This is a genomic window from Streptomyces platensis (assembly GCF_008704855.1).
Taxonomy (GTDB): Bacteria; Actinomycetota; Actinomycetes; order Streptomycetales; family Streptomycetaceae; genus Streptomyces; species Streptomyces platensis.
The window spans coordinates 6,923,751-6,948,372 of record NZ_CP023691.1 but is presented as its reverse complement, the minus strand read 5'-3'; the positions used below and the strand labels follow the sequence as shown (position 1 = coordinate 6,948,372).

21 protein-coding genes are annotated in these 24,622 nt (G+C 71.5%); 7 read left to right on the top strand and 14 right to left on the bottom strand.

Going from position 1 to position 24,622, the window contains the following annotated elements; translation table 11 throughout:
- Positions 1-97: 97 nt before the first annotated feature.
- Positions 98-721 carry a GNAT family N-acetyltransferase gene (locus CP981_RS30620; RefSeq protein WP_085923903.1) on the top strand — a complete coding sequence of 208 codons (624 nt, stop codon included), beginning with the start codon at positions 98-100 and terminating at the stop codon, positions 719-721.
- The gene (locus tag CP981_RS30615) at positions 718-1,473 is read left to right on the top strand and encodes a GNAT family N-acetyltransferase (RefSeq protein WP_085923902.1); all 756 of its coding nucleotides are present in this window, start codon (positions 718-720) and stop codon (positions 1,471-1,473) included. Before CP981_RS30620 ends, CP981_RS30615 begins: the two co-directional genes overlap by 4 nt.
- 88 nt (positions 1,474-1,561) lie before the next feature.
- Here the strand turns inward: CP981_RS30615 and CP981_RS30610 are convergent, their stop codons facing one another.
- From CP981_RS30610 to CP981_RS30580, 7 genes are all read right to left on the bottom strand, one after another.
- The gene (locus CP981_RS30610; RefSeq protein WP_085923901.1) at positions 1,562-2,131 is read right to left on the bottom strand and encodes a DinB family protein; all 570 of its coding nucleotides are present in this window, start codon (positions 2,129-2,131) and stop codon (positions 1,562-1,564) included.
- 84 nt (positions 2,132-2,215) lie between these two features.
- A complete protein-coding gene (locus CP981_RS30605) occupies positions 2,216-3,475 on the bottom strand; it encodes a GNAT family N-acetyltransferase (RefSeq protein ID WP_208853000.1) in 1,260 nt (419 codons plus the stop codon).
- Between the two features lie 95 nt (positions 3,476-3,570).
- On the bottom strand, positions 3,571-4,812 hold the full coding sequence (locus CP981_RS30600; protein ID WP_085923900.1) for an XdhC family protein: 1,242 nt from the start codon (positions 4,810-4,812) through the stop codon (positions 3,571-3,573).
- Between the two features lie 38 nt (positions 4,813-4,850).
- Positions 4,851-6,308, bottom strand: a complete 1,458-nt coding sequence (locus tag CP981_RS30595; protein ID WP_085923899.1) for an NCS2 family permease — start codon at positions 6,306-6,308, stop codon at positions 4,851-4,853.
- Between the two features lie 275 nt (positions 6,309-6,583).
- Positions 6,584-8,995, bottom strand: a complete 2,412-nt coding sequence (locus tag CP981_RS30590) for a xanthine dehydrogenase family protein molybdopterin-binding subunit (RefSeq protein WP_085923898.1) — start codon at positions 8,993-8,995, stop codon at positions 6,584-6,586.
- Between the two features lie 5 nt (positions 8,996-9,000).
- The gene (locus CP981_RS30585; protein WP_085923897.1) at positions 9,001-9,597 is read right to left on the bottom strand and encodes a (2Fe-2S)-binding protein; all 597 of its coding nucleotides are present in this window, start codon (positions 9,595-9,597) and stop codon (positions 9,001-9,003) included.
- Positions 9,588-10,475 carry an FAD binding domain-containing protein gene (locus tag CP981_RS30580; protein WP_085923896.1) on the bottom strand — a complete coding sequence of 296 codons (888 nt, stop codon included), beginning with the start codon at positions 10,473-10,475 and terminating at the stop codon, positions 9,588-9,590. Before CP981_RS30580 ends, CP981_RS30585 begins: the two co-directional genes overlap by 10 nt.
- Before the next feature lie 260 nt (positions 10,476-10,735).
- Between CP981_RS30580 and CP981_RS30575 the strand changes: the two genes are divergently transcribed.
- From CP981_RS30575 to CP981_RS30565, 3 genes are all read left to right on the top strand, one after another.
- Positions 10,736-12,403, top strand: coding sequence for a PucR family transcriptional regulator (locus tag CP981_RS30575; RefSeq protein WP_085923895.1), 1,668 nt, complete (start codon positions 10,736-10,738; stop codon positions 12,401-12,403).
- Positions 12,404-12,726: 323 nt separating this feature from the next.
- Entirely contained in the window at positions 12,727-13,584 is an 858-nt protein-coding gene (locus CP981_RS30570) for a hypothetical protein (RefSeq protein ID WP_244329856.1), read from the top strand.
- 383 nt (positions 13,585-13,967) lie between these two features.
- Positions 13,968-14,843, top strand: coding sequence for a hypothetical protein (locus tag CP981_RS30565; RefSeq protein ID WP_244329855.1), 876 nt, complete (start codon positions 13,968-13,970; stop codon positions 14,841-14,843).
- Positions 14,844-14,864: 21 nt separating this feature from the next.
- Here CP981_RS30565 and CP981_RS30560 read toward each other — a convergent pair whose 3' ends face one another.
- On the bottom strand, positions 14,865-15,560 hold the full coding sequence (locus CP981_RS30560; protein WP_085923893.1) for a GntR family transcriptional regulator: 696 nt from the start codon (positions 15,558-15,560) through the stop codon (positions 14,865-14,867).
- 174 nt (positions 15,561-15,734) lie between these two features.
- Here CP981_RS30560 and CP981_RS30555 point away from each other — a divergent pair, with 174 nt between their 5' ends.
- Positions 15,735-16,574: a (2Fe-2S)-binding protein gene (locus tag CP981_RS30555; protein ID WP_085923892.1), complete on the top strand. Its 840-nt coding sequence runs from the start codon at positions 15,735-15,737 to the stop codon at positions 16,572-16,574.
- A 33-nt stretch (positions 16,575-16,607) separates the two neighbouring features.
- Here the strand turns inward: CP981_RS30555 and CP981_RS30550 are convergent, their stop codons facing one another.
- The 5 genes from CP981_RS30550 to CP981_RS30530 form a co-directional block, all read right to left on the bottom strand.
- Positions 16,608-17,600, bottom strand: a complete 993-nt coding sequence (locus tag CP981_RS30550) for a TolB-like translocation protein (RefSeq protein ID WP_085923891.1) — start codon at positions 17,598-17,600, stop codon at positions 16,608-16,610.
- Positions 17,597-18,865 (bottom strand): MFS transporter, encoded by a 1,269-nt coding sequence (locus CP981_RS30545; protein ID WP_085923890.1) that lies wholly within the window; start codon positions 18,863-18,865, stop codon positions 17,597-17,599. The genes CP981_RS30550 and CP981_RS30545 overlap by 4 nt, the downstream gene beginning before the upstream one ends.
- A gap of 137 nt (positions 18,866-19,002) precedes the next feature.
- A complete protein-coding gene (locus CP981_RS30540; protein WP_085923889.1) occupies positions 19,003-19,905 on the bottom strand; it encodes an alkaline phosphatase family protein in 903 nt (300 codons plus the stop codon).
- Between the two features lie 99 nt (positions 19,906-20,004).
- Complete coding sequence (locus CP981_RS30535) at positions 20,005-21,210, bottom strand: S8 family peptidase (RefSeq protein WP_244329854.1); 1,206 nt, start codon at positions 21,208-21,210, stop codon at positions 20,005-20,007.
- 171 nt (positions 21,211-21,381) lie between these two features.
- The gene (locus CP981_RS30530; protein ID WP_244329853.1) at positions 21,382-22,353 is read right to left on the bottom strand and encodes a LuxR C-terminal-related transcriptional regulator; all 972 of its coding nucleotides are present in this window, start codon (positions 22,351-22,353) and stop codon (positions 21,382-21,384) included.
- Positions 22,354-22,999: 646 nt separating this feature from the next.
- On the opposite strand from CP981_RS30530, the gene CP981_RS30525 reads away from it, so the two are divergent.
- Complete coding sequence (locus tag CP981_RS30525) at positions 23,000-24,085, top strand: DUF2637 domain-containing protein (RefSeq protein ID WP_085923887.1); 1,086 nt, start codon at positions 23,000-23,002, stop codon at positions 24,083-24,085.
- Positions 24,086-24,125: 40 nt separating this feature from the next.
- Here CP981_RS30525 and CP981_RS30520 read toward each other — a convergent pair whose 3' ends face one another.
- The gene (locus CP981_RS30520) at positions 24,126-24,491 is read right to left on the bottom strand and encodes an ATP-binding protein (protein WP_356948489.1); all 366 of its coding nucleotides are present in this window, start codon (positions 24,489-24,491) and stop codon (positions 24,126-24,128) included.
- Positions 24,492-24,622 lie beyond the last annotated feature (131 nt).

The window sequence follows — 24,622 nt, the reverse complement described above, 5'->3', positions numbered from 1 at the left end:
ACTCCCCCCGGGCCCGGCCGTTCCCCTCACTCCGGGCGGCACACCCCGGCCGCACAATTGCCTTGCAGCGGTACCGCCGCCCGGACATCATCCCCCCATGATCGATGCCACCGCACTCTCCGAGAAGCCGGTGCTCACCGGCCCCCGGGTCCGTCTCGCCCCGCTGTCCATACGGCATGCGGCCGCCTTCCACACCTCCTGCCAGGACCCGGAGACGCGCCGGCTGACCGGCAGCCACCATGACTTCACGCTGGAGGAGTTGCAGAGGTGGTGCGCCGGCAGCGCCGACCGCGCGGACCGTCTGGACCTCGCCATCGAGGACCGCGAGACCGGTGACTTCCTCGGCGAACTCGCCCTGAACGAGATCGATCCGCCGAACGCCCACGGCAGCTTCCGGATCGCCCTGGTCCCGGACGCCACCGACCGCGGCATCGGCAGCGAGGCGATCCGCCTGCTGCTCGACTACGCCTTCGACCGGGTGGGCCTGCACCGGGTACAGCTGGAGGTCTTCGACTACAACCCGCGCGCTCGGCGCGCCTACGAAAAGTGCGGCTTCGAGGTGGAGGGCCGCCTGCGCGAGGCCCTCTACTGGGACGGCGCATGGCACGACGTACTGGTGATGGCGGCGCTTCGGTCGCGGCGGGGCGGGGGCGCGGACATGGGCACGGACGTGGACATGGACTCGGGCACCGACACGAGGTCGGGCACGATACGGCCGTGACCAGCGAATTCTTACTTGCCCGGGCCCGGGAGCCGTGGACCGAACTGGCGGCAGAACCAGTGGAATTCCCCTCCTCTGAGGGGGCGAACGTGGTGGTCTCTCCCGGCTCGCGACTGTGTCCGCCGTGGTGGACCGGGATCGTGGTCCTCGGACGAGCCGGCGTCGTCACCGTGCCGAGCAGGCGGGCTGCCGAACTGATGGCGGGCGCCAGCACGCTGTCCCCTGAGGAGCTCGTCGACCCGGATCGCCTGCGTGCAGTGCTGCCCGTCCTCGACGTACTCGGTCCTGCGTCCCTCTGCTATCTCGACCGCGCCGACTTCCTTCCTGTGCGAGGGGGCGTCGTTGTGGAGGAGGCGGTGCACGACCACGATGGGTTGTCCGCGCTCCTGGCCGGTGCTGGTGAAGAGGACACCGACGAAAGTGGCTTGGTGGACATCACCTCTCCCGCATTCGTCCTCAGCGAGTCTGACGACGTGGTGGCCGCCGCCGGGTATCAGACGTGGCCGCGGTCGGTGGCTCACCTGAGTGTGCTGGTTGCGCCGGGGCAGCGAGGGCGGGGGCTGGCGCGGGTCGTGGCGTCTGCGGCGGTGGCGCATGCGCTTGCTGCGGGGCTGCTCCCGCAATGGCGAGCGCGGGCGAATGCGTCGAAGTGTGTGGCGCTTGCCCTGGGCTTTCAGGAGTTGGGGGCTCAGCTCAGCGTCCGCCTCGGTGAGACGGTCTCACCGGTCCTGGCCGGTGAGACCGCTGTCTGAAGTCGGCCGGCGGCGGTCACACCGCCGCCCGCAGGCCGCCCGGCCCCGCCGTGCCCTTGCTACCGCTAGCGTGCGCCGCCCGAGTGCGCTACTGCCCGACCCGGCCGTCCACGCATTCCCGCAGCAGGTCGGCGTGACCGCAGTGGCGGGCGTACTCCTCGATCCGGTGGACCCACAGCGCGCGGACAGGGTTGTTGTCGTGCCCCACCCGCGCGCCCAGATCCCGATGCTCGGCGAACGCCGCATCGGTGGCCGCCTGTTCGCGTTCGAGGTCGGCGAAGGCGCCCTCGACCACCTCCTGCTCCGCTACGGCTCCCTCGAAGTCGCCGTCGTCCGCGCCGTACAGCTTCGGTGCCGGGTCTCCCGGCACGATCCAGTTGCGCCAGTCCCGCTCCACCTCGGCGAGGTGGCGGACCAGCCCCAGCAAGGACATGGTCGACGGCGGCACCGAGCGGCGCGCCAGTTGCTCCGGGTCCAACCCGTCGCACTTCATCCGCAGGGTCAGTCGATAGCCCGACAGGTAGTCCTGCAAGGTCGCCAGCTCACCTTCCGGACTGGCGCCATCTTTCTCGCGAGGGTCCTCATCGGGGTCCGCCCACATGTCGGGGTAGACGCCGGCCTTGCTCCACCGCTCAGGTATGTCGCTCACCGTGGTCATGATTCTGAGCGGTGGTCCGACCGGCAAGCGATTTGTTGCGTCGGGCCGGTCCCCCGGCCCGCGCGCCCTGGTGCAACGACGAGCTCAGTAGTTCTCCCCGGTGAACGGCAGCCACTCGGTCGCCAACGCGGCGTCCAGGTGGCGGGCCGCGTCCGGGGTGTGTTCGGTGGCGAGGCCGGCGTGGACGAAGTGGCGCAGGGGGGTGGCGCCGAGGTAGCAGGAGGCCAACTCCCTTACGTCCAGGGAGAGGTCGGGGGCGTCGGTGGTGGGGTGCCAGGTGGCGCCGTCGGGGCCGGCGGTCAGGCGGAAGCGGCCCGCGTTGGCCGGGAGGGCGGGGTCGCACAGGTCGAGGACGAGGTCGACGGGGGCCGCCCAGGAACGGGCGGTCAGCGCGGCGCGGACGTCGACGAGCCGGAGCCACAGGGAGGGTTCCTGGCCGGTGACGCGTACCTGGTCGCGGTCGGCGGCGAGGTGCAGGAGCGGGTCATCGGCGGGGCGGGCCGGGATGCGTACCGTCGAGGTGAGGTCGATCGAGGCGAGGTACGACCACAGGGCGGCGGCCACGGGGGCGGACTCCGCTTCCAGTTCGTCGACGAGGACCGCTCCGGGGCGGTTCTCGCCCGGGCCGCGGGTGCGGTAGACGGCATAGCCGGCGGGTGTCTCGCCCGGGTCGCCCAGCGCCACCACCCGCGCCGCGCCGAAGCCGTCCCGGTCGTCGCCGCCGCGCGACCCGTCCAGGTCCAGCACATGCTCGCGCCACCACGCCGCGTCGCGGAGGAAGCGGCCGGCGCGCTGCGGCAGGGTCGCGTCGTAGCGCGGGGCGAGCACGGTGGGCGCGTCGGCCGGGTCGAGCAGCCGCAGCGGGCGGCTGTCGGGGGTGATCCGGACCGCGAGCGGGCGCGAGGAGTCGATCTCGATGCGGTACGACTCGGTGGCGGCGCCGTAGCCGAAGCGGCCGTAGATGGCGCTCTCGGACGCCCAGAGGCAGGACACCGGCCGCTCCTCGGCGGCGCAGCGGCGCCAGAGCTCGTCCAGCATCCCGGTGAGGATTCCGCGGCGCCGGTGCGTGGGCGCGACGGAGACGAAGTCCAGTGCAGCGCAGGGGAGTTGGCCGCCGGGCACGGTGAGGGTGACGCGGTGCGCGCCGGCCACCCCGCTCAGCCGTCCGTCGTCGTAGGCACCGATACGGGTGCAGGCGCGCAGGGTCCTGCGGTAGTACTCGCGGGTCTTCTCGGCGGACTTGAGATGGAAGGCGAGGTGGACCAGGTCCAGGGCCTGGTCGAGGTCGGCCTCGGGGATGTCCCGGATGGCCGTGGTCGCGCGCGCGTCGTCGTCACTGGTCACCCGGGGACGCTAACCCGGCACCCGGGGAGCTTCACCTTGTTTTTGCGGCGGGGGCGGGGCCGCCCCCAGCAGCACGCGCTCAAGTCCCCGCCGCCTCAAGCCACCGACCCGATCCGGCCCAGCGTCCGCCCCGTGTCGTGATGGATGGGCGTATGCGCGCCGGTCAGCGGGATGCCGGTGCCGCCGCGGCGGTTGGCGACGATTTCGGCGGCGATGGAGAGGGCGGTTTCCTCCGGCGTGCGGGCGCCGAGGTCGAGGCCGATGGGTGAGCGCAGGCGGTTCAGTTCGAGTTCGGTCAGGCCGACGTCCCGCAGCCGCTGCTGGCGGTCCAGGTGGGTGCGGCGCGAGCCCATCGCGCCGACGTAGGCGACCGGGAGCCGGAGCGCCCGCTCCAGCAGCGGTACGTCGAACTTGGCGTCGTGGGTCAGCACGCACAGCACCGTGCGGGAGTCGAGCTGCTGGGCGTCCAGGTAGCGGTGCGGCCAGTCGACGACGATCTCGTCGGCGTCCGGGAAGCGCGCCCTGGTGGCGAAGACGGGGCGGGCGTCGCACACCGTGACGTGGTAGTTGAGGAACTTGCCGACCCTGACCAGCGCGGCGGCGAAGTCGATGGCACCGAAGACGATCATGCGGGGCGCCGGGACCGAGGACTCGACGAGCAGGACCACGGGCTGGCCGCAGCGCGATCCGCTCCGTTGCGCGCCGTCCTCGCTCTCCGCTTCCTCGCCGGGCGCGAAGCCCGTGCCGATCTCCAGGCTGGTGGTGCGCCCGGCGTCCAGCAGGGCGCGGGTCTCCTCGATGGCGGTGTGGTCGAGGGCGGGGTGGCCGCCGAGGGTGCCGGTGTGGCTGCCGTCGGCGCGCACCAGCAGGGCGCGGCCGAGGAGTCCGGCGGGGCCCTGGACGACCCGGGCGAGCGCCGCCGCCTCTCCGGACGCGGCGGCGGCCAGCCCGGCGGCGAGCGTGGCGGCGGTGCGGTCCGCCCGCTCCCCCGCGAAGCCGCCGTCACCGGTGGTCGCGGGGGCGCTCGTGCGTATCGGCTGGACGAGGATGTCGATGATGCCGCCGCAGGTCAGGCCCACGGCGAAGGCGTCCTCGTCGCTGTAGCCGAAGCGCTCCAGGACCGGCTCACCGGTCTCCAGCGCCTGTCGGCACAGTTCGTACACCGCCCCCTCCACACATCCGCCGGAGACCGACCCGATCGCCGTGCCGTCACTGTCGACGGCCAGCGCGGCCCCGGGCTGGCGGGGCGCGCTGCCGTTGGTGGCCACCACGGTGGCCACCGCGAACTCACGGCCCTGCTCGACCCACCGGTGCAGCTCTTCGGCGATGTCCAGCATGTCGGTCTCCTAACGGACGGGGGGCAGCAGGCGGGCGGTTACTTGACGCCCAGCCACTGCTCGATCGGATGGAGCGAGAAGTAGACGGTGAAGACGGCGGTCAGCACCCACATGAAGCCGCCGACCTCGCGCCACTTGCCCTGCGCCGCCTTGATGGCGGCGTAGGAGATGACACCGGCGCCGACGCCCGCGGTGATGCTGTAGGTGAACGGCATCAGGGCCACGGTCAGGAAGACCGGGATGGACACCGAGCGGTCGCGCCAGTCCACCTGACCGGCGGCGCTCATCATCATCGAGCCGATGACGACGAGGGCGGCCGAGGCCACCTGGGCCGGGACGAGCTGGGTGAGCGGCGTGAAGAACAGGCAGGCCGCGAAGAACAGGCCGGTGATGACGGACGACAGGCCGGTCCGGGCCCCCTCGCCGACACCGCTCGCCGACTCGATGAACACGGTCTGACCGGACGAGCCGGTGATACCGCCGATGGCACCGCCCGCGCCGTCCACGAACAGCGCCTTGGACAGGCCCGGCATCCGGCCCTTGTCGTCGGCGAGCTTGGCCTCGGTGCCGACGCCGATGATGGTGGCCATGGCGTCGAAGAAGCCGGCCAGCACCAGGGTGAAGACGATCATGCCGACGCTGAGTGCGCCGATGGAGCCCCAGCCGCCGAACTCCACATGGCCGAAGAGGCCGAAGTCGGGCATCGCGACGGCACTGCCGGTCAGGTCCGGGGGCGTGCCGCCCCAGTCCTTGGCCGTCAGCCCGCCGATCCTGGTGGCGGCGATGGACAGCACGCTGCCGACGACGATGCCGATGAGGATGGCGCCGGGCACCTTGCGGGCCTGGAGCATGAAGATCAGCAGCAGCGTCACACAGAAGAACAGGACCGGCCAGCCGGCCAGCTGCCCGTTGAGGCCGAGGGTGACCGGGCCGCCCTCCCCCTTGCCCACGAAACCGGCCTTCACCAGCCCCAGCAGCGCGACGAACATCCCGATGCCCATGGTGATCGCGTGCTTGAGCGCGAGCGGGATGGCGTTCATGATCATTTCGCGCAGCCCGGTCACCACCAGCAGGCAGATGACCACGCCGTAGACCACACACATCCCCATGGCCTGCGGCCAGGTCATGTTCGGGACGACCTGGGCGGTCAGCGCGGCGGAGACGTTCAGACCGGCCGCGAGCGCCAGCGGCACCTTGCCGATGAAGCCCATCAGCAGCGTGGAGACCGCCGCGGCGAGCGCGGTCGCGGTGACCACGCCGGCATGCGCGAGGGTGTGCTTCTCCACGTCCGGTGTCGAGAGGATCAGCGGGTTGAGCAGGAGGATGTAGCACATCGCCATGAAGGTGGTGATGCCTCCGCGCACCTCTTGCGCGACCGTCGATCCTCTGTCGGATATGTGGAAGTACCGGTCGAGCCAGGAGCGGCCGGCGGGCTGACGTGAGCCGGCGCCCGCGTCTTCCGCCGTCGTCCTCGGCTCGGTGGACTGCTGGGTCATGGTGCCTTACTCCCAAGGTTCACAGGGGCACTCGCACGGGTGCGAGATTTGGGATGGATCTTCGGCTGCACGACCCGGGGGACGGCCCGAGACGAATCAGGGGTGCTGCACCGGCGGACCGGAGCAGCGACTGCGTACTGCTTCACTTCGTTACTGCGTTACTGCGTTACTGCGAGGGTCCGGTCTCCGGGCGGTGCGCGGAGGAGGACGGACAGGGACACCCCTGACACGCACCGCCCGGAGGCCGGTGTCCGGGGTCGCCCCCGGACGGCTCTCTATGTGCCGGTGAGGTGCTCGGGCCGCACCGGCGTCTTGTTGAGCTCCAGCCCGGTCGCGTTCCGGATCGCCGCGAGGACGGCCGGGGTGGACGACAGGGTGGGGGCCTCGCCGATACCGCGCAGCCCGTAGGGGGCGTGCTCGTCGGCGAGTTCGAGCACATCGACCGGGATGGTCGGCGTGTCGAGAATCGTGGGGATGAGGTAGTCCGTGAAGGACGGGTTGCGCACCTTCGCGGTCTTGGGGTCGACGATGATCTCCTCCATCACCGCCACGCCCAGGCCCTGGGTGGTACCGCCCTGGATCTGGCCGACCACGGACAGCGGGTTGAGCGCCTTGCCGACGTCCTGGGCGCAGGCCAGCTCGATGACCTTGACCAGGCCGAGTTCGGTGTCCACCTCGACGACCGCGCGGTGGGCGGCGAAGGAGTACTGGACATGGCCGTTGCCCTGGCCGGTCCGCAGGTCGAAGGGCTCGGTCGGGCGGTGCCGCCACTCCAGCTCCAGATCGACCGCCGCGTCCTCCAGGACGTCCGCCAGGGTGGCCAGCACCTCACCGCCGTCGGTGACGACCTTGCCGCCCTCCAGCAGGAGTTCGGCGGTGGCCCACGCCGGGTGGTACGTACCGAACTTGCGCCGCCCGAGTTCGAGCACCTGCTCGCGGACGTGCTCACAGGTGTTCTTGACCGCGCCGCCGGTGACGTACGTCTGACGGGAGGCGGAGGTCGAACCCGCCGAGCCCACCTGGGTGTCGGCCGGCTGGATGGTGACCTGCTGGACCCCAAGCTCCGTACGGGCGATCTGGGCGTGGACGGTGACGCCGCCCTGGCCGACCTCCGCCATCGCGGTGTGGACCGTGGCGACCGGCTCGCCGCCGACGACCTCCATCCGCACCCGGGCGGTGGAGTAGTCGTCGAAGCCCTCGGAGAAGCCGACGTTCTTGATGCCGACGGCGTAGCCGACACCGCGGACCACGCCCTCGCCATGGGTGGTGTTGGACAGGCCGCCGGGCAGTGCCCGGACATCGGCGCCCGCACCGGCCGTCAGCCACTGCTGCTCCGGCGGGAGCGGCATCGCCTTGACGCGGCGGAGGAGTTCGGCGACCGGGGCCGGGGAGTCGACCGGCTGGCCCGTGGGCATGAGCGTGCCCTGCTCCATGGCGTTGAGCTGCCGGAACTCGACCGGGTCCATGCCCAGCTTCTTGGCGACCTTGTCCATCTGCGCCTCGTAGGCGAAGCACGCCTGGACCGCGCCGAAGCCGCGCATCGCGCCGCAGGGCGGGTTGTTGGAGTAGAGCGCGATGGCCTCGATATCGACGTCCTCGACGGCATACGGGCCGACGGCGAGCGAGGAGGCGTTGCCGACCACGGCCGGGGAGGCGGACGCGTAGGCGCCGCCGTCCAGCACGATGCGGCACTTGAGGTGGGTGAGCTTGCCGTCCTTGGTGGCGCCGTGCTCGTACCAGAGCTTCGCCGGGTGCCGGTGGACATGTCCGAAGAAGGACTCGAACCGGTTGTAGACGATCTTGACGGGCTTGCCGGTGCGCAGCGCCAGCAGGCAGGCGTGGATCTGCATCGACAGGTCCTCGCGGCCGCCGAACGCGCCGCCGACGCCGGACAGCGTCATCCGCACCTTCTCCTCGGGCAGGCCGAGGACCGGGGCGATCTGGCGGAGGTCGGAGTGCAGCCACTGGGTGGCGACGTAGAGATCGACACCGCCGTCCTCGCCGGGCACCGCGAGCCCGGACTCCGGGCCGAGGAAGGCCTGGTCCTGCATGCCGAAGACATACTCGCCGGAGACGATGACATCGGCCTTCTTGGCGGCCTCGTCGGCGTCGCCGCGGATGATCGGCTGACGGTGGACGATGTTCGGGTGCGGTACGTGCCCGATGTGGTGGTCGGTGCGGTTCTCGTGGATCAGCGGGGCGCCCTCGGCGGTGGCGGAGGCCTCGTCGGTGACGACCGGCAGCTCGGCGTAGTCGATCTTGATCTTGGCAGCCGCGCGGCGCGCGGTCTCCGGGTGGTCGGCGGCGACCAGCGCCACCGGCTCCCCGTGGTGGCGCACCTTGCCGTGCGCGAGAACCGGGGTGTCCTGGATCTCCAGGCCGTAGTTCTTCACGTCGGTGGGCAGGTCGTCGTAGGTCAGAACGGAGTAGACGCCCGGGGTCGCGAGGGCCTCGGCGGTGTCGATCGACCTGATCTCGGCATGCGCGACGGTGGAGCGCAGGGTGAAACCCCAGAGCATGTCCTCGTGCCACATGTCCGAGGAGTAGGCGAATTCGCCGGTCACCTTGAGGGTGCCGTCGGGCCGCAGCGTGGACTCGCCGATACCGGCCTTGGTCTGGCCGCCCTGGGTGAGGTTGGTGGGGGTACGGCCCGGAGCGGTAGCGGCTCGTGGCGGTGTGCCGGTCATGATGCTCAGGCCCCCTGTCCGGCGGTGCGGTTTTCGCCGCGGGCGGCCGCCAGCCGGACCGCGTCGAGGATCTTCTCGTAGCCCGTGCAGCGGCACAGGTTGCCCGACAGCGCCTCCCGGATATCGGCGTCCGACGGGGAGTCGTTGCGCTCCAGCAGCTCGTCCGCGGCGACCAGCAGGCCCGGGGTGCAGAAGCCGCACTGGACCGCGCCGGCGTCGATGAACGCCTGCTGGATCGGAGCGAGTTCGGCCTGCTCGCCGGTACGGGACCCGGCGGGCCGGGCCTGCCACTGCTGGGCCTCGTCGAGGCCGGTGCCGCAGACACCGGAGGCACAGCCGCCCTCGGCGCGCTGCTTGGCGAAGTCCGCCAGACCCTCGACGGTCACCACGTCACGGCCCTCCACCTGGCCCGCGGCGACCAGACAGGAGCACACCGGCACACCGTCCAGCCGGACCGTGCAGGAACCGCACTCGCCCTGCTCACAGGCGTTCTTGGAGCCCGGCAGGCCCATCCGCTCCCGGAGGACGTACAGCAGGCTCTCGCCTTCCCAGACGTCGTCGGCCTCCTGGCGGCGGCCGTTGACGGTGAATGTCACGCGCACTGTGCGCTCCTCTCCTTGCCGCGGTAGGACTCCCAGGTCCAGCCGAGGGTGCGGCGGGCCATGATGCCGACCGCGTGCCGGCGGTACGCGGCGCTGCCGCGCACATCGTCGATCGGGTTGCAGGCGCCGGCGGCGAGCTGCGCGAACTGCTTGGCGACGGACGGCGGAATGGGGTTGCCGGACTCCCAGAAACCGCCCTCCTCCAGCGCCGCGGTGAGGAACTCCTCGGCCTCGCGGGCCCGTACGGGGGTGGGCGCGGCGGAACCGATACCGGTGCGGACCGTGCGGGTCTGCGGGTGCAGCGCGATACCGAAGGCGCACACCGCGATCACCATGGCGTTTCGGGTGCCGACCTTGGAGAACTGCTGCGGCCCGTCGGCCTTCGGCAGATGCACCGACCGGATCAGCTCGTCGGGCTCCATGGCGTTGCGCTTGACGCCCACGTAGAAGTCGTCGATCGGGATCATCCGGCGGCCGCGTACCGACTCGACCTCGACCGCACCGCCCGAGGCGAGCAGCGCGGGGTGCGCGTCGCCGGCCGGGGAGGCGGTGCCGAGGTTGCCGCCGACGCCGCCGCGGTTGCGGATCTGCGGGGAGGCGACGGTGTGCGAGGCCAGTGCCAGGCCCGGGAGTTCGGCCCGCAGGTTCTCCATGATCCGGGTGTAGGAAACGGAGGCGCCCAGTCGCACGGTCTTGTCGCCGACCTCCCACTCGCTCAGGTCACCGATGCGGTTCAGGTCGAGCAGGTACTCGGGGCGGCGATGGTCGAAGTTGATCTCGACCATCACGTCCGTGCCGCCCGCGATGGGCACAGCGGTAGGGTGCTCGGCCTTGGCGGCGAGCGCCTCCTCCCAGCTGGCGGGGCGAAGGAAGTCCATGGTTGGCCTCTTCTACGAAATCGGTCGTTCGTTACTCATGGTGAGGACGCTGCGCTCACATCGCCATGGAGCCGTTCATGTCTCGTTAACGGTTGAGCCTTAGTGAACGCGCCCCGGACCCGCCGGGTGCAGTCACCGAAACCATGAAGCGGTTGGCTGGCCACGGCACCTGTCTTGTAGATTCGAACGAAAGACGAGGCTCTGAAACCTCGCGGCATTCCACCGGCAACACCAGACAGCAAAGAACGGCGGGCGAGGTCATGCGGCTCCGCGCACTCCTGGACACCCCCTCCCTGGGCCTGCGGCTGCTGGGGGGCGAGGACGAGCTGGACCGCACCGTACGCGGCGTGATGACCACCGACCTGCGCGACCCCAGCCGCTACCTCTCCGGCGGCGAACTGGTGCTGACGGGCCTGGCCTGGCGCCGCGCCCCCGAGGACTCCGAGCGGTTCGTCCGCATCCTGGCCGCCGCCGGGGTCGCCGGGCTCGCCGCGGGCGAGGCGGAGCTGGGCTCGGTCCCGGACGACCTGGTGGCGGCCTGTGTCCAGCACCGGCTGCCGCTGTTCTCGGTCGTCGAGGACGTCTCCTTCGCCTCCATCACCGAACATGTGGTCCGCCAGGTCTCCAGCGAACGGGCCGGGGACCTCGCGGCCGTGGTGGACCGTCACCGGCGGCTGATGACGTCGGGCCCCACCGGTGGCGGCCCGGAGGTGGTCCTGGACCTGCTCGGCTCCGACCTGGATCTGCGGGCCTGGGTGCTCTCCCCCACCGGACGGCAGATCGCCGGGTCGACGCTGGCCGGCGCCGGGCCCGAGCTGTCCACCGAACTGGCCGCCCGGCTCGCGGGGGAGCATCTGGCGGCCGCCCGCAGCGGCCGCCGCGGCCCGCACCGCGTCACCCTGGAGGGCGCGGGCGGCACGTTCTCGCTGTTCCCGATCCGCCACGACGGCCGTGACCTGCGCCAGACCCTGCTCAGCGACTGGCTGCTGGCCGTCGAGGCGGACGCCGGTGACTGGCCCGAGGAGCGCCTCGACCTGCTGCACGGCGTCACCCAGCTGATCGCCGTGGAACGCGACCGGCGCGACGCGGCCCGTACGGTCCGCCGCCGGCTCGCCCAGGAAGTGCTGGAGCTCGTCCAGACCGGCGCACCGCCCGCCGAGATCGCGGCCCGGCTGCGGGTGGCGGCCCCGGTGCTGCTGCCCGGACTGGGCACCGCGCCGCACTGGCAGATCGTGGTGGCCAGGGTCGAGTGGGAGGACGGCGACGTCCCCGGCGGCCCGGTGGCCCAGAGCCTGCTGGAGGAGGTGCTGGTCGATCCGGGCACCTTCGGTCCGGAGCCCTCCGACCGGATCGCGGTGGCCCACACCGGCGACGAGGCGGTGGCACTGGTGCCGCTGCCCGTCCCGGACGAGCCCGGGGACTCCTCGGCGGCCGGTCTGCACGCCGCGGAGCTGCTCTCCGTCGTCCAGGCGCCGCTGGGCCGCGGTCTGGCGGACGACGGGCGGCTGACCGTCGGCGTGAGCGCCTCGGTGCACTCGGCCGAGGGGCTGCGCGGTGCGCTGGAGGAGGCCCGGCACGCCCGCCGGGTCGCCGCCGCCCGTCCGGGCCGGGTCTGCGCCGCCGGGCACGAGGAGCTGGCCTCGCATGTGCTGCTGCTGCCGTTCGTGCCGGACGACGTCCGCCGGGCCTTCACCGCCCGTCTCCTGGACCCGCTGCGCGACTACGACCGCAGGCACCGCGCCGAGCTGATCCCCACCCTGGAGGCGTTCCTGGACTGCGACGGCTCCTGGACCCGCTGCGCCGGCCGCCTCCACCTGCACGTCAACACGCTCCGCTACCGGGTGGGCCGGATCGAGCAGCTGACCGGCCGCGATCTGTCCCGCCTGGAGGACAAGCTCGACTTCTTCCTCGCACTGCGGATGAGCTGACGGCGGGAAGGCACTGAACGCGCCCCGGCCCCGCCCGGCCGGGGCCGGTTCACGGGCCCGACCCCGTGGGCCCCGGCTACGCCGTTCGGGGTCATCCGATCGGGCGGCATCCCGTCCGCGGCGGACGGGCGCGGGCCGGCGCAGCGCCGCAGGGCGCGCCCGATCAGCGCCGCGCCCCCTGCCGGGATCGTGCACCCAGTGATTGTGAAAACATTCACTCACCCCCTTGGCCCCACGACGGAATCCGTGCTGAGATTCGCCCACGGTCTTGCAACTTCCAGCTCAATGGCGCGCTAGGGGAGGGCAATGTGGCGGATACCGCCATGTCAGGATCCGCGGATCCCGTGGATCCCGTCAGTTCTGCGGAGCCGGTACCGCTCGCGGTACCAGGACCCGCATCCGCACCGGAGGAAGCAGCACACGGCACGGTCGAGGGGGACAGCCCCCTCGACCGTGCCGTTTGGCGACTGCGCTCCCGCGGCTGCTGGGACGACGCGGCCGCGCTGCTGGAACCACACTCCGTTCATCACGCCCCGTCGGCGCTCCGTCGCGCCGCGCTCCTGGTGGAGCGCTGCATGTTCACGGCCACCGGCTGGGCCGCGGCGGAAGACGCGCTGCGCAGCGCCGAGGCCCTGGCGAGCAGCGACGACGAGCGCGGCGGCGCGGCCTGCGAGCGGGGCCATCTCGCCTACGCCGCCACGGTCCTGGGCGTCCGCGACCGGGCCGACGAGGCGCGTTCGGCGCTCGGCCGGGCCGCCGCCCTGCTGGCGCCCGCCGCGCCCGGCCGCCCGCAGCTGGACTTCCGCCGCGGGCTGATGGCCGAGCACATCGCCGACAGCCCGGACGCGGCACGCGCCGCCTACCGCCGCGCGCACGCCGGCGCCACCGCGCACGGCGACACCCTGCTGCTGTCCTTCACCTGGCGCCACCTGGCCGGACTGGCGCTGCGTGAGGGCGAAGTGGCGGAGGCCCGGCACGGTTTCGCCGAGTCGCTGCGGATCCGCGAGGAGCTGGGCTTCCTCATCGGCACGGCACCGGCCCTGGCGGCGCTGGCCGACGCCGTCCCGGACACCGACGCACCGCGGCTGCGCGCCGAGGCCGCCCGGCTGTTCCGTCTCATGGGCGGCGTCCCCACCTGGCTCGCCGACCATCTGTCCACCGCCGCTGTCACGGCGACCTAGGGAAGCGCGGACGACGGCCGACCACACGCCGACGGCAAGTGGTTGGCCGTCGTCCGTTTGTCGCCGCCCTGCGTCTTCTCCCCGTGCCGTCAACCCCCCTTCGTCGGCCATGCGCCCTCGCGTTGCGAATGGCCGGATCTGGACGGTCCTCGCGGCGGATCGGCCGGGTCGCGGTGGTTGCCAGACGCCCCCGCGGTCGACGAGCCGGGGGAACCATGAGGTGGGACCATGGGCGGAAGCCGGGGGCAGGGGTGTTCCATCAGGCCCCACAGGCCCCGAGAATGGCCGCAAGTCGCACTGTGAGGCGGCGGCAGGGACTTGGATGCTGGTCCGGGACCAGCTGAGTCCCCACCCACTGGCACAGCCTTGACAGGAGGCCATAGATGACAGCAGGAGTGACGAATACGACCGCTGGAACGGACTGGGGCAAGGCAGATTTCGAGGCGATTTACAACTGCCCGGATCCCCGTCGGTACTTCACCACACTGAACCCCCTGGACTACCAGATTCCGCACCACGGCCAAGCGGTCTTCCGCGCCGTGGCCGAGACCCTCCAGCGGCACCGGAGCGACCGCCCACCACTGAACGTCGTCGACCTCTGCTGCTCGTACGGGGTCAACGCCGCACTGCTCAACCACCGGCTGTCCCTGTCGGACCTCTACGGCCACTACGCCGCACCCGGTGCGGGCAGGCCGACCACCCGCCAACTCCTCGAAGAAGACCGCACGTTCTTCGCCACCCGGCGGAACGACGCACCCTTCCGGATCACTGGCATCGACGCGGCGGACCGCGCGGTCGCCTATGCCCGGGCGGTCGGTCTGCTCGACCACGGATTCGCGGAGAACCTGGAACTCGACGAGCCGAGCCCGGAGCTGCGGCGGGTCCTGGCCGGCACCGACCTGATCACCGTCACCGGCGGCGTCGGCTACATCACCGCGCGCACCTTCGGTCATCTCTTCGACCATGTCTCCACGCCGCCATGGGTCGCCGCGTTCGTCCTGCGCACGGTGTCCTACCAGCCCGTCTCCGCACTGCTGGCCCGGGCCGGCCTGGTGACGGAGAAGCTCACCACCCGTACCTTCCGGCAGCGCCGGTTCGCCGACGGCGGCGAGCGGAAGGCGACGTTCGACGCGCTGGCCGACCTCGGCCTGTCCACCGCGGGCAAGGAGAGCGACGGCTTCTACCACGCCGAGCTCTATCTCTCCCGGCCCGCCGCCGATGTCGCGGCGCTGCCCATGGAGGAGCTGCTCCCCGACTGAGCGGCTCGGGAACGACACTCCCTAGTGCGGGTGCCGGGCCACCGAGACATGCTCGCGGGCGATCCGCTCGACGACCGCGTACTCCTGGGCCACCAGGGCGTCGAGCAGCGCCGTGTGCTCGGAGGCGTCGGCCAGCAGCTCGGCCGTACGCAGCCGGTAGCCGCCGGCTGGACACTGGGCGCGGCGCAGCAGATCGCCGGCGACCTCGGTGAGCCGGCGGTTGCCGGTGAGCGACATCAGGGCCACGTGGAAGGCGTGGTCGGCCTCGGCATAGCCGGCCCGGTCCCCGCTGGCGGCGGCGGCCACGCCCGCCACGGCGAGCGGGCGCAGCTCCTCCCAGCGCTCCGGGGCCAGCGCCCGCGCCAGCCGGATGATCGCGGGCACCTCCAGCATCCTGCGGACCTCGGCCAGCTCGGCGAGGTCGCGGGAGCTGCACTCGGCGACCCGGAACCCGCGGTTGGGCACGACCTCGACGGCACCTTCGGACGCGAGCTGCTGCATGGCCTCGCGGACCGGGGTCGCGGAGACGCCGTAGCGCTCGGCCAGCGCCGGAGCGGAGTAGACCTCGCCCGGGGTCAGTTCCCCGCCGGCCAGCGCATGGCGCAGTGCGGCCAGCACCTGGCCGCGGACGGAGTGCCGCCGGGGCGCGGCGGGACCGGGCTGCGCGGGCACCCACGCCCGCACGACCGAGTCCTGTTCCACTGTGCCCTGCTCCATGACGGATCCTCCTGACGTATCCCAGCACCATAGGCGGCGCGGGCCACAGTACAAATCCGTGCGCCGGTCCCGGAACCTCACCGGACTGCCGGGACTGGCGCCGATCGAACGCGGGTAGAGCTTCGGGTAAGGTAAGCCTTACCTGTCAACGATCGCGATTCGGTGGTCTCCCCCATGACTTCTGTTCTCGCCGCCCCGGCCACGGCCCCCCCCGTCGCCGAGGCCTACGCCCGGCTCACCGAGGTATTTCCCGGGCTTCGGGTGACCACCTGGCACACGGCACCGCCCAGCGGCGACGGCTGGGTCTGCGCGGCCGGACTGGCGGCCGGCGGCGAGACCCTCGATACCTTTCTCGCCTGGGACGACGCACAGATCATCCGGGACCACGGCCGCCCGGCCCGGCCGGACGTGGTCGCGAGCGTCGCGCTGCACCGCTACGCCTGGCCGGCCTGTCTGCTGATCACCGTCCCCTGGTTCCTCCACCGCCGGGTCCCGCGGCTGCCCGTCCAGGACGTCTCGATGCAGCGCGAGCCGGTCCGGATGGCGGTGCGCATCAGCGCGTTCGCCTGCCTCCCGGACGATCCGGCGGCGGCGCTGCCCGGCGCCCGGGTGGTACCGGACGAGGAGGCACTGCGCGCGGAGGTCCGGGCCGCGGTGGCCGGACATCTCGGCCCCGTCCTGGAGGGCTTCCGCACCCGGATGCGGCGCGGGTCGCGGGCGCTGTGGGGCATGGCATCCGACGAGATCGTCGAGGGCCTCTGGCACGTGGCACAGCTCCTGGGCGAGGAACCGCGAGCGGTGGCCGCACTGGAACGCCTGCTGCCCGGCGCCACCGCCCCCTACGTGGGCAGCGCGGGATTCCGCACACTGACCGGCCCCCGAGGCGAACCCCTGGCAACCCGGGACCGCGCCAGCTGCTGCATGTACTACACCCTCCGCCCCGACGACACCTGCCTCACCTGCCCGCGCACCCGCGACGAGGTCCGGGTCCAGCGCCTCACCGCTACCGCCTGACGGCCACGCACGCCGCGGTCGGATCACCCGTGCTCAGGTCGCCCCGCCGAGGGCCGCCGGCGAATCGGCGTCGTGCAGCAGCATCCGCGGCGTGCCCGAGCCGTCGGCCGGTACCCGCCAGACGTCGGCGCGGGCGCGCCCGCTGGGCAGGGCGTAGGCCACGGTGTGCCCGTCGAGCCAGGCCGCCTGGTCGTCCACGGACCGCGTCTCGGCCAGGGGCGTGACCCGGTTCGTGGCCACATCGAGGACGGAGAGCCGCCAGCCGTGGGAGGGCTGGTCGTCACGGGCCGATTTGAAGGCGATACGGGTCCCGTCGGGGGACAGCGAGGGGCACTCGACGTTCGCCCGGAGCGCGCGCAGGGTGCGGTGTGCGAGGTCGCCGCGGACCAGATAACGGTGCCCCTTGGTGGACAGGGTCGCGTAGAAGTGCCGGTCATCAGGGGCGAAGGTGACGCCCCAGATGTTGAGGTCGACGGCGGTGTAGGGCTTGCCGTGCAGGGTGACGTGCCAGTCCTCCAGCGTCGGGACGAGCCGCTGCGTACGGGTGTCGAGGATGCCGGCCCGGGTGGAGAAGCGGCCGCCGTTGTAGGAGTCACCGGCGACGAAGACCGTCCAGGCGACCATACGGCCACTGGGTGACACCCGGGCCCGGTTGGGCACCCCGACCAGCGGAAGGGTCCGCCGGACCTTCAAGTGGCGGTCCATAACGGCGAGTTGGTAGGTCTTCAGACCGCCTTCCAGGCGCAGGCACAGGGCGGTGCCGCCGGACGCGTAAACGCGGGTGCAGGAGACCGGTGAGGTGAGGCGCCGTCCCCCGGGCCGGTCGGCGCTGACGGAGATCAGATGGTCGCGGGTGCCGGGAGCCGTGCTGCGGGCGATGAGCCGCGGACCGGGGGCGACGGACACCGAGGAGGCCGCACCGGCGGCCGCGGTGGGCCGGGCGGCATGGCGGATCGCCAGCGTCGCCAGGACGGCGAGGACGACGGTGGCCACGGATACCAGGAGCACGGGGTGACGCCGGGTCATACGGTGACCTCCTCGACACGGGGACGGGCCAGGACCCCCGCGGTGAGCGCGACGGCGAGCAGTACGGCGCAGGCAGCCGCAGCGGTGGCGGGGCCGGCGCTCCACTGCGACCAGGCAGCCCCGAACGCGACGGACGAGCCGAAATAGGCCAGCGCCTGCACGGTCTGCACCAACGCCATCCCGGTGGTGCGCAGTTCGGGCGGCAGGACGGGGCCGGCGAGTGCCATGAGGACACCGTCGGTGGCGGCGTAGAAGGTGCCGTAGCAGCAGAGGGTGAGGACGGTGGCGGCCGTGCCGGACAGCGGAGAGCACAACAGCACGTAGACGGCGAAGAGCATGCCGTAGCCGCACATCAGCATGGACTTGCGGCCGATGCGGTCGGCGAGGGCCCCCAGAGGGGCGGCGAGCAGGAGGTAGACGAGATTGGTACCGACGGCGAAGAGCGGGAACCAGCCCGCGGGCACGCTCTGCCGGTGCATCAGCTGGAGGTAGACGAACCCGTCGCCGATGGTGGCGAGTCCCAGCAGGCCGGCCGCGTACACCAGCCGGCGGACGCCGCGACGGCGCAGCAGGTCACCGACGGCGCGGGGGCTGACGGTACGGGTGGTGGGCCGCGCCGCACGGTGGTCGCGGGCGAATGCCAGCAGGACGACGACGCCCAGGGCGGCGATACAGAAGCTGGTGATGAAGATCGCGTCGAAGGCGCGGGGCGAGGCCGCCCCGATGAGCGAGAGCAGGCCCAGGGCGACGAGCGGGCCGGCGAACGCGCCCGCGCTGTCCATGGCCCGGTGCAGGCCGAAGGCGCGGCCCAGCACCGTCTCGGGCACCGAGAGGGAGATCAGCGCGTCGCGCGGCGCGCTCCGCAGCCCCTTCCCGGTCCGGTCGCCGACGATGACCGCGCCGAGCGCTCCCACCGAGGACCCGGCTGCCACCAGCCCGAGTTTGGCGAGCGCCGAGATGCCGTATCCCGCGGCGGCGACCGCCTTGCGGCGCAGGGTGCGGTCGGCGACATAGCCGCCCACCAGGCGCAGCAGAGCGGTGGCGCCCGTGTAGAGCCCGTCCATCAGACCGTAGGCGGCCGGGCTCATCTGGAGGGTGAGGACGAAGTAGAGGGGTAGTACGGCGGTGACCATCTCCGCGGAGATGTCGGTGATCAGGCTGACGGCGCCCAGCGCCAGAACGTTGCGCCCGACGGCCGCGAAGGTGGGACGCGGTGCGGTGCCCGCCCCGTCCTTCGGTGCTCGGTCGATGCTGGACAGGTACACGGTCGAGGTCGCCGCCTTTCGTGCTGCTCGGTCTGCTGCAACTGGTCCCACTGGTCCATCAGGTCCATCTGTCCGTCCGGCCCGCCCGGCCCGGGGCCGCCGCCGGGTGACGACGGCGGCCCCGGGCCGGCATCAGGTCACTCCGCGGTCCAGATGTCGCTGAGAGGCGCCTTGTCCGCCGCGCCGCCGAGCGCCGGCAGCCCGTACATGTCCTCCAGCGTGCGCAGGACGCTGTAGTGGTTGATCTGCTGCTTCGACTCGTAGCCGGCCTTCACGTGCGCGCCCACGAACGAGGTGTAGATCTGGTTGACCGAGGTGAAGTTGTCCTCGTCGAAGGTCACCACCAGCAGGCTGTTGTGGGTCTTGGCCCACTGCGCGTAGCCGTCGAGGTGGTCCTTGAGCCAGGAGTCCCCGGTCCCCACCGAGCAGTCGTGCATGTCGTGGCACATGTCGGGCACCACGAACGACACCGTCGGCAGCTTGCTGTAATCCGAGGGGAAGCTGGAGTACGGCAGGTGGTGAGCGGAGTCGCGGACCGTGGGGAAGTCTGCCCAGGGGGCGTGCTTACGGCGGTAGTTGCCGCTCTTGCAGCCGGTGTAGCCGGCTTCGGGCAGGCCCTCCGAGTACGCCTTGAAGGTCTTGCCCGCGCCGATGAGCTGCTGACCGAGATTGCCCTTGGAGAAGTCGTTCGGGCAGCTGTCGTCGTCGACGCCCTGCATCGAGCCGGAGAACAGACCGATGTAGTTGGGCTGGCTGGGGTGGGTCAGGCCGAACGAGTTGGCGGACAGGGCGCCCTGCTGGGCGAGCGAGTTGAGGTAGGGCGCCGAGGAACTGCCCTTGATGGACGCGTAGTTCTTGTTCTCGAACGGCACGACCACGATGTGGTCGTACCGCGGCAGCGAGGCGTCCGCCGCCGTGGCGGAGGCGGCTGTCGTCGTGCGGCTGCCGCTGTGCTCGTCCGGTTCGGACGCGAAGGCGCTGGCGGCCACCAGTGTCAGGGCCACCGCGGCGGCCGTGGTGGCGAGGTGGGCGAAACGCATGAGGTACCTCCTGAGAGCGGGACGGAATGTGCGGTGGAGCCGTGGGGGGTGAGGGAGTGACGTATGAGCGGGGCGGTGGCCCCAGAGGGACGGCAGGCGTTACCGCACGCCCAGGCCGCCGGTGAAGAGCAGCCGGTTGGGGCTCCCGCCGCCGGCGTCGGAGACCTTGCCTTCCGTGGCGTTGTCGAGGAGTGCCTGGTGGACCTCCGCCGGGGAGGCGTCCGGGTGCGCGGAGAGGTAGAGGGCGGCGGCGCCGGTCACATGCGGTGCGGCCATCGAGGTGCCGGTAAGGCTGTGGGTGTCCGTGTCCCCTGTGTTCCAGGCCGAGACGATGCCCGTTCCCGGGGCGAAGAGGTCGGTGCAGGAGCCGTAGTTGGAGTCGGATCGGCGCCGGTCGTCGGACATGGCGTTGTTGACGACGAGGGCGGCGGCGATGTCGCCGGGAGAGTTGTTGCAGGCGTCGGCACCGTCGTTGCCCGAGGAGACGACCCAGGTGACCCCGGAGGCGATGGACTTCTTGATCGCGCTGTCCTCGCTGCTGTTCTTGCTGCCGTTGATGCTCATATTGACCACGGCGGGCCTGTGGGCGTGGGCGGTGATCCAGTCGGCGGCCGCGATGATCGACGACGACGAGCCCTTGCCGCTGCAGTTCAGCGCGCGCACGGACACCAGCTTGACCCCCTTGGCCACGCCGTAGTCCTTACCGCCGACGGTGCCGGCGACATGGGTGCCGTGACCGGCGCAGTCCTGACCGTTCTGGCCGTCGCCCACCTCATCGGCCCCGACGGACGCCCGGCCCTGGAACTGGCTGTGGGAGGTGCGGATACCGGTGTCGACGACATACGCCGTGACGTCGCTCGCCGTCGTGGCGTACGAGTAGCTCCTGTCCAGCGGCAGGGACTCCTGGTCCACCCGGTCGAGCCCCCACGACGGCGGGTTGCTCTGGACGGCGGAGGCACGGACCTCGACGTCCTGCTCCACGTAGGCGACACCGGGATCGGCCGCCACCCGGCGCGCCTGATCGGCGCTCATCGCGGCCGCATAGCCCTTGAGCACCGTCCCGTAGGTCTGCCGGACGGCGCCGCCGTGCGCCTTCACGAGGCGGTCGCTCTCGTCCTTCACCGAACGGGGGGACAGCGTATGGTCCTTGAGCACGACGATGTACCGGCCGGGGAGGGCATGGCCGGAGGTGCGGACGGTGGCAACGGGCGACGCGTCCTCCGCATAGGACACGTACCCGGCGAGCAGGGGGACCGCTGTCGAGAGGGCGACGACCGTGGCGAGCCTCGATATGCGCAGGGGCACAGCTACTCCAAGGGGGATGCGGGAGCCCGGAAATCGCGGGCACCCCTTGGTGTACCGGCTGCTCAAGGGCAGTGGTGACACAGCTGTGTCAGTGGCACAGATGCGCAACCCGCACCCGCGCCCGCTTCCCCCCGCTTCTCCCTGACTTCTCCCTGACGGGCCGGGATTCCGTCAGATCCACTCCTTACGAGCGGCGTGCAGGGCGAGTTGGAACCGGCTGGTCGCGCCGGCCAGCTGGTAGAGCCGCTCCGTGTGACGGGAGAGGGTGCGGCGGCTGATGCCCAGCAGCTGCGCGATGGTGTCGTCGGTAACTCCCGTCCCCATCAGCTCCAGGATGCGGCGCTGGACGGGACGCAGCGCGCGCGGCACCTGTGCGCTGAGGTGCATGGGGTGGCCGGACCGCCATGCCGTCTCGAACAGCCCCAGGAGCGCGGTCAGCAGGCTCGACGGTCGCACCAGAAGCAGCGCCTCATTGGATTCCGCCTCGACGGACGACATCGATACGATCGCCAGCCGCCGGTCGAAGACGGTGAGTTTGACCGGAACCGCCGACAGCACCCGGGCCTGTTCCCCCGCGGCAATACACGGCTCGATATTAACCGCATAGTAAGTACAGTTCTGCACCGCGGAGCTGGAATACACCACGCGGTACTCCACGCCCCGTTCGAGGTTTTCCACCTCTACGTCATTCGCCCCGCCGTCCGTGTGATACGGCGGGGAATCGAAGCGGACCACTTCGGACTCAACCGCTTTCTCGAACTGCCAGATACGATCCACGATCTGCGGTCCCGTCACCACTTCCACGAGATCATCGGTGGTCTGCGCACCGGTGCAGCGCCGATAGTCACGGTAGGCGTGCAGCGCGGCCAGCTGGGCCTCCCGGACCTCGGCCGACCGGATGTGCACGAGGCGGTCGAGCGCGATGCTGGGCTCCGTGGGCGACAGCGGGGCGTCGCTGTCGGCCCCACCGGCGACCACCAGCCCCAGGTCAATCAGCCGCCCGACGGCTTCCTCCACCTCCGCCAGGTCCCACCCCAGCAGCTCCCCGAGATTCCCCGCACTGCTCCGCCCGGCCTGTAACAGCGCCGAGAACACCTCGGCTTCCCGGCGGGCCACGCCGAGATCCCTGAGATATGCCGCCAAATCCCTGTCATTCACATGAACCCCCGGTGAAGTGGCTGGAATTGCTTCGGTTGACGAAGAGCCAGCACTGATGGCCATCGTGCCAGGCGGAGATCAACTGTCAAGTTTGAATGCGCAATTAATTCCAAAAACGCGCAGAAAGGATTACCTCGGCGCAGAGCGACACCGACGGAGATCCCCGAGTGCTCCAAAGCCCCTTGAACGCAACATCTTCAACGAATACCGGGGTTACGTTCGCGGTGCCGTTCCTGCTCCGTCGATGCCGGCGGGGTGCCTGTACTGTCCGGCTCACCGGCCAGAAGCTCCGGCACGCCGTCAGGGCCGCTCACCCCCCTGTGCGCCGGCATGAGCAGGCGCCACGAGCGCAGTATGCCCAGAGCCAGTCACCCATCGGACGCACGTCATGCTCGGCGAGACCACCCCACAGCACGGTACGCAGCCACGAATCAATGCTCCGCCTCGTACGCACGTCACCTGACAGAGCGGCTTCGCTCGAACACAACCGCCCTTCATCGAAGAGTAGTTCGATGTCGAGGTGGCCTCATCGCACCCCTTGGCGTCTTCTTGTTCCGAATGCCTCGGTTACCGGGGTGGGGTCCGTCAGGATGTCGCGCGAATCGCGTACCCGAGGCAAAGGGATCCCAGAATGAGAATGACCGATATATCGCTGGACTGGCTGGTTCCTGGCGCCCTGCTGCTCGTCGGTGTGTTCGCGGCCGCGGCGCTGGTGGTGCGGGGGAAGCGGGCGGCGGCGCGGTCCGGCGGTGAGGACTCCTGGGAGCGCAGCGAGGAGCGACGCCGCCGTAAGGAGACCGTCTTCGCGTCGGCCTCCTATCTGCTGCTGTTCTGCTGTGCGGCGGTCGCCGCGGCGCTGTCCTTCCACGGGCTGGTCGGCTTCGGCGTGCAGAACCTCAACCTCTCCGGGGGCTGGGAGTATCTGGTGCCGTTCGGGCTCGACGGTGCGGCGATGTTCTGTTCCGTGCTCGCCGTACGGGAGGCCAGCCACGGCGATGCGGCGCTCGGCTCCCGGATGCTGGTGTGGACGTTCGCGGGCGCCGCGGCGTGGTTCAACTGGGTGCATGCGCCGCGCGGCCTGGGGCACGCGGGCGCACCGCAGTTCTTCGCCGGGATGTCGCTGTCGGCCGCGGTGCTCTTCGACCGGGCCCTCAAGCAGACCCGCCGGGCGGCGCTGCGCGAGCAGGGCCTGGTGCCGCGGCCGCTGCCGCAGATCCGGATCGTGCGCTGGCTGCGGGCTCCTCGCGAGACCTTCGCGGCCTGGTCGCTGATGCTGCTGGAGGGCGTACGGACGCTGGACGAGGCGGTCGAGGAGGTCCGCGAGGACCGGCGGGAGAAGGAGCAGAACCGGCACCGCCGGCGCGAGCAGGGCAAGCTCGACCGGGCCCGCATCAAGGCCATCAACCGGCAGCACCGCAGCTGGGGCCTCGGCCGGGCCGGCGGCCGGCAACTGGCGGTGCCCCAGGCGGCGGCCGCGGAGGTGGCCGGCCCGGACCCCGCCATAGCCGGTACCCCGCAGCCGCTGCTCACCGGAGAGTCGCCGGTGCGCTCCCGCCCGGCTCTCAAGGCCGTGGCGGGCGCTGAGGCCGAGGGTGCCGGGGCTCCGGCCGGGGCCCCGCGGACCGTGGATCTCACTGCCGAGGACGACACCCAGACGATTCCCCGTCTGGACTCCCTCGAGGAGAAACTCGCCGAGATCGAACGGCAATTCGGCTGACCGGTGGCGGACCGCGCCGACCGACGCCCCCGCCCATGGGTCAGGCCGGTCCGCCGCCCAGCTCGAACCACACGCTCTTCCCGAGGCTCTCGGTGCGTATCCCCCATGCGTCGGCTAAGGAACGCACCAGCATCAGCCCCCTGCCGGAGGTCCCGTCGGTGGTCGGTGGGCGGGGCTCGGGGCGTCCGGGGACGAAGTCCCGGACCTCCACCCGCAGCCGGTCGCTGACCCGGGCGGTGACGACCGCGCCGCCCTCGGCATGCACCAGGGCATTGGTGACCAGCTCGCTGGTGAGCAGCGTCGCGACCTCCGCGAGCTCGCCGCCCCCCGGCACCGTCCAGCGGCTCAGCAGCTGGCGCAGCTCCCGGCGCACCTCGCCGACCGCCTTCAGATCCGCATGCCGCACCTTCCGCTCCAGCACTCGTGGCGCTCGCGCGGTGGTCCCCCCGTTCCGGCCCCCCTCGGCCGTTTCCTGCCTTCTGTCCCGTTCCTCGCGCCGCACAGGCTGACGCATTTTCTCCCCCGCCCCCAACGAAC